Origin of the sequence: Streptomyces sp. MBT53 (assembly GCF_016654115.1) — a bacterium.
Taxonomy (GTDB): domain Bacteria; phylum Actinomycetota; class Actinomycetes; order Streptomycetales; family Streptomycetaceae; genus Streptomyces.
This window is the reverse complement of the sequence record NZ_JAEQAZ010000183.1, coordinates 1-16,571: the sequence shown is the minus strand read 5'-3', so window position 1 is coordinate 16,571 and position 16,571 is coordinate 1. Positions and strand designations below refer to the sequence as shown.

18 protein-coding genes are annotated in these 16,571 nt (G+C 71.5%); 11 read left to right on the top strand and 7 right to left on the bottom strand.

The window, feature by feature from the left end; genetic code table 11:
• Positions 1 to 16: 16 nt before the first annotated feature.
• On the bottom strand, positions 17 to 337 hold the full coding sequence (locus JHN45_RS41290; protein WP_078532552.1) for a DUF5955 family protein: 321 nt from the start codon (positions 335 to 337) through the stop codon (positions 17 to 19).
• A gap of 188 nt (positions 338 to 525) precedes the next feature.
• Here JHN45_RS41290 and JHN45_RS41285 point away from each other — a divergent pair, with 188 nt between their 5' ends.
• Positions 526 to 1,125 (top strand): NTP transferase domain-containing protein, encoded by a 600-nt coding sequence (locus tag JHN45_RS41285; RefSeq protein WP_201054521.1) that lies wholly within the window; start codon positions 526 to 528, stop codon positions 1,123 to 1,125.
• A gap of 187 nt (positions 1,126 to 1,312) precedes the next feature.
• A complete protein-coding gene (aceB, locus tag JHN45_RS41280) occupies positions 1,313 to 2,935 on the top strand; it encodes a malate synthase A (RefSeq protein ID WP_200713531.1) in 1,623 nt (540 codons plus the stop codon).
• 4 nt (positions 2,936 to 2,939) lie between these two features.
• Here the strand turns inward: aceB and JHN45_RS41275 are convergent, their stop codons facing one another.
• Genes JHN45_RS41275 through JHN45_RS41265 form a run of 3 tightly spaced genes read right to left on the bottom strand, consistent with a single transcriptional unit; the run spans position 2,940 to position 5,679 of the window.
• Positions 2,940 to 3,221 (bottom strand): SelT/SelW/SelH family protein, encoded by a 282-nt coding sequence (locus JHN45_RS41275; protein WP_200713532.1) that lies wholly within the window; start codon positions 3,219 to 3,221, stop codon positions 2,940 to 2,942.
• Positions 3,222 to 3,238: 17 nt separating this feature from the next.
• The gene (locus JHN45_RS41270; protein WP_201054520.1) at positions 3,239 to 4,153 is read right to left on the bottom strand and encodes a HipA family kinase; all 915 of its coding nucleotides are present in this window, start codon (positions 4,151 to 4,153) and stop codon (positions 3,239 to 3,241) included.
• 23 nt (positions 4,154 to 4,176) lie between these two features.
• Positions 4,177 to 5,679, bottom strand: coding sequence for an IucA/IucC family siderophore biosynthesis protein (locus JHN45_RS41265; protein ID WP_201054519.1), 1,503 nt, complete (start codon positions 5,677 to 5,679; stop codon positions 4,177 to 4,179).
• Between the two features lie 37 nt (positions 5,680 to 5,716).
• Between JHN45_RS41265 and JHN45_RS41260 the strand changes: the two genes are divergently transcribed.
• From JHN45_RS41260 to JHN45_RS41250, 3 genes are read left to right on the top strand one after another with little or no spacing between them, the layout of a single operon-like run.
• A complete protein-coding gene (locus JHN45_RS41260; RefSeq protein ID WP_236584675.1) occupies positions 5,717 to 7,285 on the top strand; it encodes an IucA/IucC family protein in 1,569 nt (522 codons plus the stop codon).
• Between the two features lie 9 nt (positions 7,286 to 7,294).
• Positions 7,295 to 8,560 carry a VWA domain-containing protein gene (locus tag JHN45_RS41255; RefSeq protein WP_201054518.1) on the top strand — a complete coding sequence of 422 codons (1,266 nt, stop codon included), beginning with the start codon at positions 7,295 to 7,297 and terminating at the stop codon, positions 8,558 to 8,560.
• Entirely contained in the window at positions 8,560 to 9,375 is an 816-nt protein-coding gene (locus tag JHN45_RS41250; protein ID WP_201054517.1) for a hypothetical protein, read from the top strand. The genes JHN45_RS41255 and JHN45_RS41250 overlap by 1 nt, the downstream gene beginning before the upstream one ends.
• A 54-nt stretch (positions 9,376 to 9,429) precedes the next feature.
• On the opposite strand, the gene JHN45_RS41245 is transcribed toward JHN45_RS41250, so the two are convergent.
• On the bottom strand, positions 9,430 to 10,059 hold the full coding sequence (locus JHN45_RS41245) for a helix-turn-helix domain-containing protein (RefSeq protein WP_201054516.1): 630 nt from the start codon (positions 10,057 to 10,059) through the stop codon (positions 9,430 to 9,432).
• A gap of 88 nt (positions 10,060 to 10,147) precedes the next feature.
• Between JHN45_RS41245 and JHN45_RS41240 the strand changes: the two genes are divergently transcribed.
• From JHN45_RS41240 to JHN45_RS41220, 5 genes are all read left to right on the top strand, one after another.
• Positions 10,148 to 11,356, top strand: coding sequence for a pyridoxal phosphate-dependent aminotransferase (locus tag JHN45_RS41240; RefSeq protein WP_201054515.1), 1,209 nt, complete (start codon positions 10,148 to 10,150; stop codon positions 11,354 to 11,356).
• A gap of 29 nt (positions 11,357 to 11,385) precedes the next feature.
• Positions 11,386 to 11,919, top strand: coding sequence for an HAD domain-containing protein (locus tag JHN45_RS41235; protein ID WP_200714202.1), 534 nt, complete (start codon positions 11,386 to 11,388; stop codon positions 11,917 to 11,919).
• A gap of 3 nt (positions 11,920 to 11,922) precedes the next feature.
• Entirely contained in the window at positions 11,923 to 12,522 is a 600-nt protein-coding gene (locus tag JHN45_RS41230; RefSeq protein WP_200714201.1) for a histidine phosphatase family protein, read from the top strand.
• Between the two features lie 50 nt (positions 12,523 to 12,572).
• Positions 12,573 to 13,202 carry a hypothetical protein gene (locus JHN45_RS41225; RefSeq protein ID WP_201054514.1) on the top strand — a complete coding sequence of 210 codons (630 nt, stop codon included), beginning with the start codon at positions 12,573 to 12,575 and terminating at the stop codon, positions 13,200 to 13,202.
• A gap of 69 nt (positions 13,203 to 13,271) precedes the next feature.
• Positions 13,272 to 13,694, top strand: coding sequence for a thioesterase family protein (locus JHN45_RS41220; RefSeq protein WP_200714199.1), 423 nt, complete (start codon positions 13,272 to 13,274; stop codon positions 13,692 to 13,694).
• Positions 13,695 to 13,712: 18 nt separating this feature from the next.
• On the opposite strand, the gene JHN45_RS41215 is transcribed toward JHN45_RS41220, so the two are convergent.
• A complete protein-coding gene (locus JHN45_RS41215; protein WP_201054513.1) occupies positions 13,713 to 14,102 on the bottom strand; it encodes a helix-turn-helix domain-containing protein in 390 nt (129 codons plus the stop codon).
• 101 nt (positions 14,103 to 14,203) lie between these two features.
• Here JHN45_RS41215 and JHN45_RS41210 point away from each other — a divergent pair, with 101 nt between their 5' ends.
• Positions 14,204 to 15,631: an MFS transporter gene (locus JHN45_RS41210; protein WP_201054512.1), complete on the top strand. Its 1,428-nt coding sequence runs from the start codon at positions 14,204 to 14,206 to the stop codon at positions 15,629 to 15,631.
• A gap of 20 nt (positions 15,632 to 15,651) precedes the next feature.
• On the opposite strand, the gene JHN45_RS41205 is transcribed toward JHN45_RS41210, so the two are convergent.
• On the bottom strand, positions 15,652 to 16,518 hold the full coding sequence (locus tag JHN45_RS41205; protein WP_236584674.1) for an NAD(P)H-binding protein: 867 nt from the start codon (positions 16,516 to 16,518) through the stop codon (positions 15,652 to 15,654).
• Positions 16,519 to 16,571: the final 53 nt, after the last annotated feature.

The following is a 16,571-nucleotide window of genomic DNA, read 5'->3' as shown; positions in this document are numbered from 1 at the left end:
CGACGTCACACAGGCCCTAGCCCTGCCCGCCCCGGGGTTGACCGAACAGGTCCACCGCGTTGCGCACGTCCGTCAGACCCCTCGCGAGGGCACTCACCGAGCCGATCGCGCCCGCGATCAGGAGCAACGAGCGGCGCAGGCGCGGGATTTCGGGAATGCCGTCGATGGTCATCGCGGCCAGCGCCGCGAGTTCGTCCTCGGCGATGACACGGTCGGGGAACTCGGCCGGATGCGCGGCCAGTTCGCGGCGCAACCGGGACACCGCGGTCCGCAGTTCCGCCACCCTCGGATCCTCGTCGCTGCCGGTCACTGGCCTCTGCCCCAAGCTCCGCAACACAGCTCTCCCCCCTCGCACGCCGTCGTGCGCAAGAACTTTGTGATCCCGCCGCGTACCCCGCGACACTGGTCGGGCACCGAGGGACGCGGGTCAGTAAACGCCACCCGGTACGGGCTGCGCCACTCCACGGACCGAAATTAAGTCGGAGGATTCCGTGCCGTCGCCGCCCGGTCAGGTATGCAGGACGTATGACGCAAAACGAAGACCAGGTCGCCGGGCTGCTGCTCGCCGCCGGGGGCGGCCGGCGGCTCGGCGGGCGGCCCAAGGCGCTGCTGGAACACCGGGGGCGGCCCCTCGTGGAGCACGCGGTCGGGGTGCTGCGCGCGGCCGGGCTCGGCCGCGTCCACGTGGTCCTGGGGGCGCGCGCCGACACCGTACGGGAGCGGGCGGAGCTGACCGGGTGTGTGGTCGTGGAGAACCCGGAGTGGGAGCGGGGCATGGGGTCCTCTCTGCGGGCCGGGCTCGACTCACTGGCCGGTACGGGGGCGCGGGCGGTGCTCGTGTCGCTGGTGGACCAGCCAGGGATCGGTGCGGAGGCCGTGGCGCGGGTACTGGCGGCCTGTCGCTCCGAGGACTCGCTCGTCTCGGCCGCCTACGACGGGGTGCGCGGGCATCCCGTGCTGTTCGGGGCCGCGCACTGGGCCGGGATCGCCGAGAGCGCGACCGGGGACCGGGGGGCGCGGGCGTACCTCAAGGCGCACGCGGATGCGGTCGTGCTCGTCGAGTGCGGGGATGCGGCGGAGCCGTACGACATCGACACTGAGGCGGATCTCGTCCACCTTGAGTGAACGGGGTGACACTGAGCGCCACTTTGGCTCGATACGGAGAATCTCGACGTCAACAAACCATTGAACTTCCACGATGAGGAAACTAGTATCCACTGTTCAGAAGCGCCCGGCGGCCCCTCGGGTGCTCTCCGTCCTACCCGGGTCATCTGGCACCCGGTGCCACGCTCGCTGAAGGAAGTGACAGTTCATGTCCGCACCAGCGCCGTCCTCGCCGGTCGTCGTCGACGCCGAACCGCTGCCCCGGCAGGAGGAGGTCCTCACCGCCGAGGCCCTCGCCTTCGTGGCCGAGCTGCACCGCCGGTTCACGCCCCGCCGGGCCGGACTCCTCGCCCGCCGGGCCGAGCGCCGCGCGGAGATCGCCCGTACCTCCACGCTCGACTTCCTCCCGGAGACCGCCGCGATCCGCGCGGACGACTCCTGGAAGGTGGCCCCCTCCCCCGCCGCGCTGAACGACCGGCGGGTCGAGATCACCGGCCCCACCGACCGCAAGATGACGATCAACGCCCTCAACTCGGGCGCGAAGATCTGGCTCGCGGACTTCGAGGACGCCTCGGCGCCGACGTGGGAGAACGTCGTCACCGGCCAGCTCAACCTGATCGACGCCTACACCCGCGCGATCGACTTCACGGACCCGGGCTCCGGTAAGTCGTACGCCCTGAAGCCGGATGCCGAGCTGGCGACCGTCGTCATGCGGCCCCGCGGCTGGCATCTCAACGAGCGGCACCTGCTGGTCGACGGTGAGCAAGTCCCGGGCGCCTTCGTGGACTTCGGGCTGTACTTCTTCCACAACGCACAGCGGCTGCTGGACCTGGGCAAGGGACCGTACTTCTACCTCCCGAAGACCGAGTCCCACCTCGAAGCGCGGCTGTGGAACGACGTGTTCGTCTTCGCGCAGGACTACGTCGGCATCCCGCAGGGCACCGTCCGCGCGACCGTGCTGATCGAGACGATCACCGCCGCGTACGAGATGGAGGAGATCCTCTACGAACTCCGCGACCACGCCTCGGGGTTGAACGCGGGCCGCTGGGACTACCTGTTCTCCATCGTGAAGAACTTCCGTGACGGCGGGCCCAGGTTCGTCCTCCCGGACCGCAACGCGGTGACGATGACGGCCCCGTTCATGCGGGCGTACACCGAACTCCTCGTCCGCACCTGCCACAAGCGCGGGGCGCACGCGATCGGCGGCATGGCCGCGTTCATCCCGTCCCGCCGTGACGAGGCGGTCAACAAGGTGGCGTTCGAGAAGGTCAAGGCGGACAAGGACCGTGAGGCGGGCGACGGTTTCGACGGCTCCTGGGTGGCCCACCCGGACCTGGTGCCGATCGCCCTGGCCTCCTTCGACGCGGTGCTCGGCGAGAGGCCGAACCAGAAGGACCGGCTGCGCGAGGACGTCGACGTCAAGGCGGCCGACCTGATCGCCGTGGACTCGCTGCACGCGAAGCCGACGTACCCGGGGCTCGTCAACGCCGTTCAGGTGGGCATCCGTTACATCGAGGCGTGGCTGCGCGGGCTCGGCGCGGTCGCCATCTTCAACCTGATGGAGGACGCGGCCACCGCCGAGATCTCGCGCTCGCAGATCTGGCAGTGGATCAACGCGGACGTCGAGTTCGAGAACGGCGAGCGGGCGACTCCCGAGCTGGCGCGCAAGATCGCCGCCGAGGAGCTGGAGAACATCCGTGCCGAGATCGGCGCGGACGCCTTCGCCGCGGGCCACTGGCAGCAGGCCCACGACCTGCTCCTGGAGGTCGCGCTCGACGCCGACTACGCGGACTTCCTGACCCTGCCGGCGTACGAGCAGCTCAAGGGCTGAGCCTTCAGGAGGCAGCGGGTTTGTCCGAGTGGCCCAGGGATCTTCCCGGGGCCACTCGGTCGCGTACGAGCTGCTTCACGGCCGTGGGCTCCGGGAAGCCCTGCTCGCGGCGGTCCCACACGACCTCGTCGTTGACGCGGACGACGAAGACCCCGCCCGTGCCGGGCTTCAGGGACAGTTCCGTCAACTCGGTCTCGAAGGTGGTCAACAGCTCCTGCGCCAGCCAGGCCGCGCGCGGCAGCCAACGGCACTGGGTGCAGTACTCGATCTCGACTCGCTGGGTCATGCCCGTCGTCTTCCCCGTCATCCCAGGTGTACCGACCAATCCTGTTCGGCCGCCGGCCTGCCGTGCAGGTCGGGGACCCGCTTGAGCCAACTCGGGCGGCCCTGCTGTGTCTTCGCCGCGCGGAGGGCCTCCTCCGCGGCGCGTTCCTCCCCGCTGGGGAAGTCGGTGGGGAGCCAGGCCGCGGATGCCTTCACGCGCGCGTGGAGGTAGGCGACGTACGCCTCCCGGACGGCGTCGGGGGTCACGAGGCCCGGTTCGCCGGCCAGCCAGGAGTCCGGCACCTCGGCCACGATCCGGCGCAGCAGTTCCTCGGTCACCCTGGGGGCCAACTCGGCGTCGGCGGCGCGGGTGTCGGGGACGTAGCGGCCGAGGGCGTGGTGGCGGAAGTCGTAGGCCTTCGTGGGGTCGGCGCCGTCCCAGCGGTGGTGGAAGACGAGGGCGGCACCGTGGTCGATGAGCCACAGACGCGGGGGCGCGATGCCGAGCGTGGGCCAGATCATCAGGTTCGAACTGTGCACCGTACGGTCGACGTTGACGGTCAGCGCGTCGAGCCAGACGATCCTCCCGGCCTCCAGCGGGTCGACCGTGCAGCGCGCGGCGACCTCCGGGGTGAAGTCCCGCGCGCCCGGCAGATAGTCCATGCCGAGGTTCAGGCCCGCGCTCGCCCGGTGCAGGTCCCGGACCTCGTGGTGCGGTTCCCCGTCGGCGATCTCCGGATCGAAGTGCACCAGCACCAGCTCGGGAAAGCGCAGCCCGAGCGCACGGGCCAGCTCCCCGACGATCACTTCGGCGACCAGCGCTTTGCGGCCCTGCGCGGAGCCGGTGAACTTCACGACGTAGGTGCCGAGGTCGTCGGCCTCCACGACTCCGGGGACGGAGCCGCCCGACCTCAGCGGGGTCACGTATCGAACAGCGGTCACTTCGCGCAGCACACCGGTCAGGGTATGTCAGGCGCTCACCCTGCCAGCGGGCTGGCCACCGGCAGGTAGCGTGCGTCGGCGCCGTCCGCTCCGGTCCAGCGCAGCAGCAGGTTGGTCTTGCCGGGCAGGGTGGGCGAGGCGAGGAGTGCGGCGATCTCGGGAAGGTCGTCGCGGCGGGCCAGCTCGGCGCGGACGGCGGGCCACGGGTCCAGCTTCGGGTGGCGCTCGGCGAGGACTCCGGCGACCTCCACCAGGTGGTTGACGACCAGGCAGTACACCAGCCGCTCCCACCCGGCGGCCCGGTCCACGTCCGACAGCAGCTTCACGCCCTCCGCGTCCCGGTACAGCGCCTGCACGGGCGTTCCGTCGCCGTCGACGGCGACGACCGTGTTCTGCAGATGCGCTTCGAGTACGACGCCGTGGTCCGCGAAGGCGGCCAGCGCGGGCGGTACGACCTGCCGCAGATACGCCTCCCACCAGGCCGCCGGGTCCGCCGTACCGTCGAGCGGGTCGCCTTCGAAACCCTCCACCAGCGCTGCGGCGAGCAGCGGGGTGGTGCCGGGCAGGAGGTGGGCGCGCAGGCCGTCGCGGACCATGACGGCGAGTTCCTCGAAGGCGAAGGCGGCGGTGCGGTAGCCGCGGTCGCTCAGCCAGCCGGCCGGGCCGCCCATCGCCGCGAAGGCGTCCCGGACGGCCGTGTCGGTGCGCCGGAGTTTCAGCAGGTCGTGGCGCCAGAGGCGGCGCACGTCGTTGGTGATCCGCACGTCCAGGCTGAACTTGAGGAACAGGTCGTCGACGGGCTCGTACACCGTGCGGATCGCGGCCGTCGGCCAGGCCTCGGTCGCGGTCGTGCCGAGCCGGATGAGCCGGCCGTCGGCGAAGGCATCCGCCAGCCCCTTGCCCACGAGGTCGAGCTGCCAGGGGTGGGCGGGCAGCAGCCGGTAGCCGGGCGGGGCCTCGCCGAGCGCGTCCAGGGCCGAGACGTCGCCCTCCTCGACCACCGCGTCCTCGCGCAGCCCGAGCAGCACCAGCGGGAAGCGGGCGTACGCCTCCGGGGCGTAGGGCAGCCAGCCCGCGACGGGGCCGCCGCCGCGGGCCTTGGGCGCGGGATGGTAGGGATGGCCGGTGATCAAGGACTGTTCGGAGCGGAGATACGGGTCGGCGGGCGCCGTCGCTCCCTCTCGCGCGTCGAGCAGCGCGGCGACCACGTCACGGCTGTCGGTCATCTCGGCGGGCAGTTCGTGGTTGGTCACTCCGGTGTGCAGGCGCAGTTCTTCGGCGACGAGTCCGACGAGTCCGGTGTGGCCGACGCGGTGCCAGTCGCCGTCCGCGTACACCTCGGGCTCGGCGGGCCGCCGCTCGCCGCGCACCCGCAGCAGCCGGCCGCTCCCCGGCAGCCGGTACACCCGTCGCTCCCCGGGATCCGGGAGTGGCCGGGCCACCTCGCGGAGCAGACAGTTGAGCAGGGGCGCCGCCGCGTACGCGTCGGCACGTTCCGCCGTGTCGGCGCCCGGAGGTGTGAAGTCGACGCGATCCATTCGTTCCCTAAGTCCGTGTCCTGCGATCGCGATCAGTATGTCTCTCGTCGTCACCGACCCTGACGCCCCGTCCGCACCCGAGGAGTCGACCGTGGACCGTCCCCCGTATCCCGAGGCCGAGGTCGCCGAGGAACTCGCCGCCGTACGGCCCGACCTCGTGCAACGGTACGCGGCCGAGCTGCCCGGCGCCCGTGCTGCGGTGCTCACCCGGCTGTGGCGGGCGCTCGCCCATGAGCCGCTGCCGTGGATCACCGGCCGGTCCCCGGGCCTGGTCCTACGGCTCTCCGGCGGCCGGACGCTGCACGGCCCGCCCGCCGATCCGTACGCGACAGCGGCGTACGTCACCGTCGTCCACCTCGACGGCGTGCCCTACGACGATCCGGCGCGTCTGATGACCGACCTCGCCGTGCCGCGCGGGACGGGCTTCGCGGCCGAACTCGCGCACAGCGTCGCCTCGTTGGCGCTGTCCCGGGCCGACCAGCCCGCCCGTACGGAGGAGTGGCCGGAGCACGACTGGGAGTGGGAGCAGCGGATCGTCGACGGGCATCCCTTCCACCCCAACTGCCGTTCCCGGCCCGGGTTCTCGGTGGCCGAGCAGCTCGCGTACGGGCCCGAGCACCGGCCGGTGGTGGCGCTGGGGTCGGTGCCGGTGCGGGCGGAGGAGTGCCTGCTGACCGGCGCGTGGCCGGACGAACTGCGCGACGCGGGGCGGCTGTTGATCCCGGTGCACCCGTGGCAGGCGGCCCATGTGCTGAAGCGTGCGGGGGACGCTCCGGTGGACGCGCATCCGCTGATGTCGCTGCGCACGCTGGCGGTGGCGGGCGGTACACACGTCAAGACCGCGCTGAGCGCCCGGCTGACGTCCTCGGTGCGGGACATCTCCGTCTACTCGATCGGCCTGTCGGCGGCGTTGTCGGCGTTCGGGGAGACCCTGGCGGCGCGCTCGGACGGCCTGTTGCACGTCACCCGCACACTGGGCGCGGCCACCGCCGACTCCCCCGACCTGGCCGCCGTGTTGCGGGAGTCGCCGCAGACGTACGCGGACACGGAAGCGGGCGAGCGGGTGCTGCCGGTGGCCGCCCTCGCGACCACCGACCTGCCCCGATCGCCCGCCTGGCTGGCCGAGTTCACGCGTCTCGCCCTCGTCGTCGGTCTGCGTCTGCTGGAGTCCGGTGTGGCCCTTGAGGCCCACGGTCAGAACCTGCTGGTCGTGCTGTCACGGACGGGTGCCCCGATCCGCCTGGTCTACCGCGATCTCGCCGACATCCGGGTGAGCCCCAACCGTCTTGCCCGGCACGGGATTCCGGTCCCGGAGCTGAGCGGACGGATCGTCACCGATGACGAAACGACTCTGCGCCGCAAGCTGTTCGGCTCGCTTGTGGCGGGCGCCCTCGCGGGCACGGCCGGTTCCGGTACGGCGCTCAGGGCGGCGCTGGCCACCGTCGTACCGAAGCTGGAGCGGACGCCCGACCTCCTCGCGCTCCTCCGACAGCCGCTGCCCACCAAGGCGTTGACGCTGATGCGGCTCTCGCCCGAGCTGCCCGGGGACCAGTGGACGGGGCTGCCCAACCCGCTCGTTTTGGAGCCCGGTCCATCTGATCAATAGGATCCGGCGATGATCACAAGACAACGGCTGGCGGCGGGGATCTGTGCCCTGCTCGCCACCCTCTCGGCCGGGGTCGCCTTCCCGGCCGGAGCGGTCGCCGACGAGACGGACTCCACGGCCTCCCCCAAGGTCGAACTCGTGCTGGACGTCAGCGGATCCATGAGCGCCAAAGACATAGACGGCGGCTCGCGGATGGCAGCGGCGAAGCAGGCGTTCAACGAGGTGCTCGACGCGACACCGGAGGAAGTGCAGCTCGGCATCCGCACCTTGGGCGCCAACTACCACGGCAACGACCGCAAGACGGGCTGCAAGGACACCGCGCAGCTCTACCCGGTGGGCACCTTGAACCGCACCGAGGCCAAGGCCGCGGTGGCGACGCTCCAGCCCACCGGCTGGACGCCGATCGGGCCCGCGCTGCTGAAGGCGGCGGACGACCTGAACGGCGGTGACGGCACCCGCCGAATCGTCCTGATCAGCGACGGCGAGGACACCTGCCAGCCGCTCGACCCGTGCGAGGTGGCCCGCGAGATCGCGGCCAAGGGCATCGGCCTGACCATCGACACGCTGGGTCTGGTGCCGGACGCCAAGACCCGCGACCAGCTCAGCTGCATCGCGGACGCGACCGGCGGTACGTACACGTCGGTGCAGCACAAGGAGGAACTCTCCGACCGCGTGGGCCAGTTGGTGGACCGTGCGGCCGACCCGGTGGTGACCCCGGTCGCCACCGAGGGCACCGCCCAGTGCTCAAGCGCTCCGACCCTCAAGTCCGGTCTGTACACGGACCGCGAGGAGTTCGGCAAGCAGCGCTTCTACCGCGTGGACGTCAGCCCCGGCCAGGAGCTGCGCGCTTCGGTCAGCGTCGGCGCCGACCGCGAAGTGAACCCGGACTACGGGGTGTTGCTGCGGGCGGTCACCGTGCACGGCCGCGAGATCGTGCGCGGCGAGGGCACGGGCAACGGACGTACGGACGTCATCTCCACCGGCCTTCGCTACCCGAAGGCCGAGAGCGACGACGACAACGCCCCGGCCGAGACCGTGTGTCTCCAGGTCACCAACTCCTTCTCGGCGGCCTCCGGCGTGAAGACCACGCCCGGTCTGCCCCTCGAACTGACCGTCGACGTCGTGGACGCGCCCAGCAGTTCGAGCGACGTGGCCTCCTTCGGTCTCGGCCGCGGCTGGTGGCTGCTCGGCGCCCTCGTGCTGACCGGCTTCGTCGCGGGTCTGCTCTGGGGCTGGCTGTCACGCTGGCGTCTCGCGGTCTGGAGGACCAACTGATGCGGATCACACGTGTGTTGAGCACGGCCCTGCTGATGGCGGGGCTGGCGGCGAGCCCTGCGGCGGCGGACTCCTCACCGTCCGCGAGCGCCTCCGCCTCCTCCGACGACAGCTCGGCCCCCACCCAGGCCGGCACCTCCTTCCGTACGGCCACGGAACTCGACCAGGGCCAGCAGGCCACCGCGAGCGGCTCCACGGGCGACTACCTGTACTGGTCGTTCGCCGCGGACGCCGGTCAACGCCCCACCGTGAAGGCGACGGTGAAGCTGCCGGACACGCACGCGGGCGAGACCTGGCAGCTGGATGTCTACGACGGGCTGCGGCGCCGTCAGGCCTGCCAGTACGGGGCCGCGACGCGCACCGCCGCGCAGGGCACCGGCTCCCTGGACCTGGCGTGCACGCTGCGCACGGTCCGCGCCTGGTCGGAGCAGTGGGCCAACGACCCGCTGCCCGGCACGTACTACGTCCGGCTGACGGTCGTGGATCTCCAGTCCGCGGACCTGGGCCAGCCGGTGAGCACCGAACTGCGGGTGGACTCCAAGGACATCGGCGGTTCGGCTGCGGTGGACGGCTCGCTGGCGGAGCCGCTGACGCCGGGGATCGCGGTCAAGTCGTCGTCGGACGAGGACAGTTCGTCGACCACGTCGGCGGCGCTGTCGAGCATCGAGCCCGACGGCGGCTGGTCGTCGGGCTGGTGGTCCGACCGCTGGGTGTGGACGGGCATCGGCGGTGTGCTGGCCGCGCTCGCGGGCATCGGCGGCTACGCGTTGACGCGCGGGTCGGGACGGCCGCGCCGGGTGCCACCGGCCATGTGACGGTTGATCAGAAGGCCCGCTCCTGGCGGGCCTTCTGTCAATCCGAGGCGCTTCTCAGGCCTCCCGCAGGGCCTTCGCGAGCGTGCCCTCGCCGCTCACCTCGACGCGTCCGGCGCGCACCGCGTCGGCAAGGCTCAACTCCCCTTGCGCGACGGCCGTACAGGTGTCGACGCCGAGCACGAGCCGGGCGTCCGGGTCCCGGGGCGCGGGCCCTTCGCCGTAGACCGCGCCCTCCCCCGCCACTCCCACCCACACGTGGAACTCCCCCTCCTCCAGCCGGACTTCGACCAGCCCCTCGCCCTCCAGCGCCCGCAGCAACGGCAGCGCGAACCAGTGCGCGCGTACCGCGTCCGTGGGCCGCCGCTCGCCCAGCTCCGGCGCGCCCCAGGTACCGAGGGCCTGCAGTACGGGCAGCAACTCCCGCCCCCGTCCGGTGAGTTCGTAGACGTAGGCGGCGCCGGGCGGCGGCAGCCGCCGTCGGGTCGTCAGCCCGTCCCGCTCCATGTCCTTCAGCCGTGAGGCGAGTACGTCCGTGCTGACACCCGGCAGATCGGCGTGCAGGTCCGTGTAGCGGCGCGGTCCTGCGAGGAGTTCGCGGACGATCAGCAGGGTCCAGCGGTCGCCGACGAGGTCGAGGGCCCGGGCCGCGGAACAGTACTGGTCGTAGCTTCGGCGAGGTGACATGCGACGCAGTCTAGACATGTTGTTGGACTTTCCAAGCTCACACTTGGTAAAACCAAGCAACACACGAAGCCGATGGGGCGAGGGCGCAATGGAGTTCCGGCAGTCGAGCAAGCTCAGCGATGTCTGTTACGAGATCCGCGGTCCGGTGATCGAGCACGCCAACGCACTGGAGGAGGCGGGCCACAGCGTCCTGCGTCTGAACACCGGCAACCCCGCGCTCTTCGGCTTCGAGGCGCCCGAGGAGATCCTCCAGGACATGATCCGGATGCTCCCCCGGGCACACGGCTACACGGACTCGCGCGGCATCCTCTCGGCCCGCCGCGCGGTCGCCCAGCGCTACCAGACCCTGGGCCTGGAGGTGGACGTCGACGACGTGTTCCTCGGCAACGGCGTCTCCGAGCTGGTCTCCATGGCCGTACAGGCGCTGCTTGAGGACGGCGACGAAATCCTCATCCCCGCCCCGGACTTCCCGCTCTGGACCGCGGTGACGACCCTCTCCGGCGGCAAGGCGGTCCACTACCTCTGCGACGAACAGGCCGACTGGTACCCGGACTTGGACGACATGGCGGCGAAGATCACCGACCGCACCAAGGCCGTCGTCATCATCAACCCGAACAACCCCACCGGCGCCGTCTACCCGAAGGAGATCGTCGAGGGCATCCTCGACCTCGCCCGCCGGCACGGCCTGATGGTCTTCGCCGACGAGATCTACGACCAGATCCTCTACGACGACGCCGTGCACCACTCGGCCGCCGCACTCGCCCCCGACCTGGTCGTCCTCACCTTCTGCGGGCTGTCGAAGACGTACCGGGTGGCCGGCTTCCGCTCGGGCTGGCTGGTGGTCACGGGCCCGAAGCAGCACGCGAAGAACTACCTGGAGGGCCTGACGATGCTGGCCTCCATGCGGCTGTGCCCCAACGCGCCCGCGCAGTACGCCATCCAGGCCGCGCTGGGCGGCCGTCAGTCCATCCGCGACCTGACCGTCCCGGGCGGGCGGCTGTACGAACAGCGCAACGTGGTGTGGGAGAAGCTCAACGAGATCCCGGGGGTCTCATGCGTGAAGCCCAAGGGTGCGCTGTACGCGTTCCCCCGGCTCGACCCCAAGGTGCACAAGATCCACGACGACGAGAAGTTCGTCCTGGACCTGCTGCTGCGGGAGAAGATCCAGGTGGTCCAGGGCACCGGCTTCAACTGGCCCACCCCCGACCACTTCCGCATCCTCACGCTGCCGTACGCGGACGACCTGGAGGCGGCGATCGGCCGGATCGGGCGGTTCCTGGGCGGGTATCGCCAGTAACCTCGCCCCGCCATGGGTAGCTCCTCCGCATGACGGACCGACCCCTGCTCCTCCTCGACGTCGACGGCCCCCTCAACCCGTACGGCGCCCGGTTCCTGCGTCACCGCGGCTATGTCACCCGTCGGATGTGGCCGCCGAACTGGTCGGCCCGCCAGCAGGCGGGCTCCCGGCGGCTGCGACGGGGGCTGCGGGTGCGCCTGCACCCGGGGCACGGCGAGCGCATACTCGCGCTGCCGTACGAACCGGCCTGGGCCACCACCTGGATGCACCACGCCAACGAGATGATCGCGCCGGTGATCGGGCTCCCCGGCGACCTGCCGGTGATCGAGTTCACCGACCTGTTCGCCAAGGACCCGGACGGCCTCTACTGGAAGACCCGGCAGGTCGTGGCCTGGGCGGCGGGACGGCCCTTCGTCTGGGTCGACGACCTGGTCACCGACCTGGACGTACGGCATGTCGAGGCACACCATGACGGGCCGTCGCTCCTCCTCAAGGTGGACCCGCGCCAGGGTCTGCGCGACGCCGATTTCGCGACGTTGGAGCAGTGGGCCCATAGCCTGTGAGGTATGGGCGACCTTTTCCTGGTACGGCATGGAGAGACCGAATGGTCCCGGTCGGGGCGGCACACCGGCTGGACCGATGTCCCGCTGACCGAGAAAGGGCGGGCGGAGGCGCGCGGACTGGTCCCGCTGATCCGCTCGCACCGGGTCGGCGCCGCGTTCGTCAGCCCCTTGCAGCGGGCGCGGGAGACCGCCGAGCTGATCGGTCTGACGGACATCCGGATCGACCCGGATCTGCGGGAGTGGGACTACGGCGGCTACGAGGGGATCACGACCGTCGAGATCCAGCGCACCCGGCCTGACTGGTTCCTGTTCACCGACGGGGTCGCGCCCGGGCCGCCCGACCATCCCGGGGAGACCCCGGAGCAGGTGGGGCAGCGCGCCGACCGTGTGCTGGCCAAGGTCGACGCGGCTCTCGCCAACACCGAGGGCGTGGTGGTGCTGGTGGCACACGGCCACTTCCTGCGGGTCCTCACCGCGCGGCGGCTCGGGCTGCCGCCGTCGGACGGGGCGCTGTTCCAGCTGGCGACCGGGACGCTGTGCCGGCTGGGCACGGAGCACGGGCGGCCGGTGATCGCCGCCTGGAATGTCAGACCGCCGTCGTAGCCTTCGAATGAGCCGCGGACATCCGTCGACGCGGCGGGGAGGAGCACGCCGTGACACGACCGCCGACCGCCGCGCAACGGCGTGTCATCGACGCCGCCGATCCCGTCAGCGGGCGGCTGCGGGGCACGGAGGCGCAGCTCGCCGCGCTGGTGAAGCGGGGGCTCGCGTTCCGGCACCCGCGTCCGCCGCACGACCACTTCCTTACCCCGGCGGGACATCGCGTACGGGAGTCCGTCCCGGAGGTCGCCGAGCCCGTCGTGGAGGCGCCCGCGACCGCCGGGGTGTTCGCCGCGCGGATCGGCGGCGAGGACGCGGCGGACACCGGTCCGGCCCGCACCCGTGAGGTGCACAGCGCGTGGCAGGGGCTGGTGGAGCTGCGCCGGATGACCAATCGGGACGGCTCCGTGGACCGGCCGTGCGGCTGGGAGCGCACCCATCTGGTGCAGGCCGCGGCGCTGGCCCTGGAGGCGGCCGGGCACCGGCCCTCCGGCCGGGACGACACGGAGGGCTACCGGGTGCGGGCGACCCCGCAGCCCGAGGCCGTCGCCGTGCGGGACCCGGACGCGGTGGCGCTGCGCGCCTGTGCGGAGACGCTGGAGCGGGCGGGCTGGCAGGTGAGCGAGCACAACGAGCCGCGTACGGGGGCGAGTTACCTGCTGGCTTCACCGCGAAGAGGCTGAGGGGCATGCCAAGATCGGTGGGCAGATCGTCCGTCAGTACGAGTTCCGTCAGCATGAGAAGGGAACGCAGTGAGCGAGCCGTTTTCCGTCCCGGTGACCGTCCGCGGATACGAGACCGACAGCCTGGGGCACCTCAATCAGAGCGTGTATCTGCAGTACGCGGAGCATGCCCGCTGGGCTCTGTTGCAGGCCGCGGGGGTGGGTCAGACCGAGTTGCTCGCCGAGGGGATAGCGCCGGTCGTGCTGGAGACGACCGTCCGCTATCTGCGGGAGCTGCGCGCGGGCGAGGACGTCGAGGTGAGCTGTGTCTTCGAGTGGGGTGAGGGCAAGACGTTCCGGGTCACCCAGACGATCACGAAGACCGACGGCACGGTCTCCGCGGAGGTCGCCTCGGTCGGCGGACTGCTGGACCTCAAGGAACGCCGGCTGGCCGCCCGACCCCGCGAGTACTTCAAGCAGTTGACGACCGAACCGGGTCTGTTCGGGCTCTGAGCCGGGGCGCCGTCACCCTCACTCCGGCGCGTGCTCGGCGTCGTAGGCCGCGCGGGACTCCGCGATGTGGACGCGGTTGCGTTCCGCCCAGTCCGTGAGCCGTAGCAGTGTCTCGTGCAACTCCTGGGCCACCGGGGTCAGTCGGTACTCGACCTTGGGCGGCACGGTCGGGTGGACGGTGCGGGTGACGAGTCCGTCGCGCTCCAGGTTGCGCAGCGTCAGGGTCAGCATGCGGCGGCTGATGCCCTCGATGCTGCGCTCCAACTCGGTGAAGCGGATGGGGCCGTGGGCCGCCGCGACCAGGATCTGCACGCTCCATTTGCCGGCCACCCTGTCAAGAACCTCGCGCACCGGGCAGGCGTGCGCGTTCACGACCTGGGCGGTAACACCGGTGTTCCCTTGGGACATCGAAGTGCCTCCTTTTGCCGACCTCCATGGTTCCTCACGATGTTCCCCGTTACAAGTCGTGCACCTATGGGTGCAACGGAGAACTATGGAGGCCACGAGCCATGTCGACCCTGTCCGAGGCACAGTCACGCGCGCCGGAACGAACGTACTCCCGCTGGGCGTCCCTCGTCGTCCTGTGCGCGGGGACGCTGATGACGATCCTGGACGGCAACATCGTCACGGTCGCCATGCCGGCGATCCAGCGCGACCTCGGCTTCTCGGGGCCGGGGCTCGCCTGGGTCGTGAACGCCTACATGATCCCGTTCGGCGGACTGCTGCTGCTCGTCGGGCGGCTGGGCGATCTGGTGGGCCGCAAGCGGATGTTCACGGCGGGGCTCGCCGTGTTCACCGCGGCCTCCGTGCTGTGCGGGGTCGCGACGAGCCAGGGCATGCTGATCGCGGCCCGGGCCGTGCAGGGCGTCGGCGGGGCGATGGCCTCGGCGGTCGTGCTCGGGATGCTCTTCGCGCTCTTCCCCGAGCCGCGTGAACTGGCACGCGCCATCGCGGTGTTCAGCGCGGTCGGCGCCGGCGGCGGAGCCCTCGGCACCTTCCTCGGCGGGGCGCTGACCCAGGCCCTGAACTGGCACTGGATCTTCCTGATCAACCTGCCGATCGGGATCGCGGCCTGGTTCGCCGCCGTCCGCGTCCTGGCCCCGGAGCAGGGCGCCGGACTCGGCAGGGGCGCCGACTACCCGGGCGCCGCGCTGGTCACCGGCGCGCTGATGCTCACGGTGTACGTGATCGTCGGCACCGGCGCCCGCTCCCTCACCGCCACCCTGCTGCTCGGCGCCCTCGCCCTGGCCCTCTTCGTGGCGTTCACCGTCCGCCAGGCCAGGGCCGCCCGCCCGCTGCTGCGCCTGCGGCTGTTCCGCTCCCGGCTGCTGAGCGGCGCGAACGCCGTGCAGATCCTGATGATCGGCACGATGTTCGGCTTCCAGTTCATCGGCGCGCTGTATGTCCAACGCGTCCTGGGCTTCAGCGAGTTGCTGACCGGTACGGCGTTCCTGCCGGCACCGATCGCGGTCGGCGCGCTGATGCTGGGCCTCTCGGCGCGGACCATCGGCCGGTTCGGCGCGTACCGGGTGCTGCTGGCCGGGCTGGTCCTGATCGTCGCGGGCATGGCCCTGCTGAGCCGCGCCCCCGCCGACGGTTCGTACGTCGCCGACGTCCTGCCGCCGCTGCTCCTGCTCGCCACCGGGTTCGCCGCCGCGATGCCCGCGCTGACCGGGCTCGCCATGTCGGGGGCGCGGGAGGAGGACGCGGGACTGGCCTCCGGACTCTTCAACACCACGCAGGTGGTGGGCGGTTCACTGGGGCTCGCGGTGCTGTCGACACTGGCGGCGGGCCGGACCGACGACCTGGTCTCCCGGGGCGCGGAGTTGATCCCGGCGACGGCGGAGGGATACCAACTCGCTTTCCGGGTCGCGGCGTTGATCGCGACGGCGGCGCTGGTCCTGGCGGCGGGGGTGCTGCGGGGGCGGCGCGACTGACGCCCCCGCAGCAGCTGGGGTCACCCCTCCGCGAGCCCGGCCCCGAACGCCGCCCTGTGGTCCTGGGCCCACTCCCGATAGGTGCGCGGCGGGCGGCCCAGGACCTCCCGCACCTCCCCGGTGACGACCTCGTTGCCGCCGTTGCGGACGAACTCCCTGCTGATCTCGGAGGCGTCGACGAACGTGTCGCTGTAGCCGAGACCGACCAGATACTCACGCGCCTCGGCCGAGGACAGGTCACGCACCTCCACGGGGCGACCCAGCACCTCGGCCAGTACGGCGGCCTGGTCCGGCACGCTCAGCACCTCGGGTCCGGTCAGCGTGTACGTCCGCCCCGAGTGGCCCGCGTCGAGCAGCGCGGCCACCGCCACCTCTGCCACGTCACGCGGGTCGACCACTCCCTGGCCGCCTGTGCCGCTCGTGTTCGGCAGCGGGGTGCCCGCCCGTACGGAGGCCGCCCAGCCGAGCGTGTTCGAGGCGAAGGCGGAGGGGCGCAGGACCGTCCACTCCAATCCGCTGTCCCGCACGGCCTGTTCACCGGCCACGTGCCAGCCGCCGACCGGTCCGACGGCGGGGTCACCGGTGCCGATGCCGGAGAGCTTCACGATCCGGCGCACACCCGCCGCCCGCGCGGCCTCGACCAGACCCCGGTCGTGCTCCGCGTCGTCCGGTCCGAACACGCCCACCAGGAAGGCGACTTCGGCGCCGGTCAGCGCCGCGTCCACGGAGGCCCGGTCGGCGGGACCGCCCCGAACCGCTTCCGCCTCCGGGGGAACCTGGGCCTTCCCGGGGTCCCGGGTCAGGGCGCGTACCTTCTCGCCGCGCGCCACGAGCTGTCGTACGACCTCGCTGCCGATGGTGCCCGTGGCACCCGTCACTAGGATCATGACCACCACGGTGGGCGGAGAGGGGTCTTCGGTTCTAGGGCCTGTGTGACGTC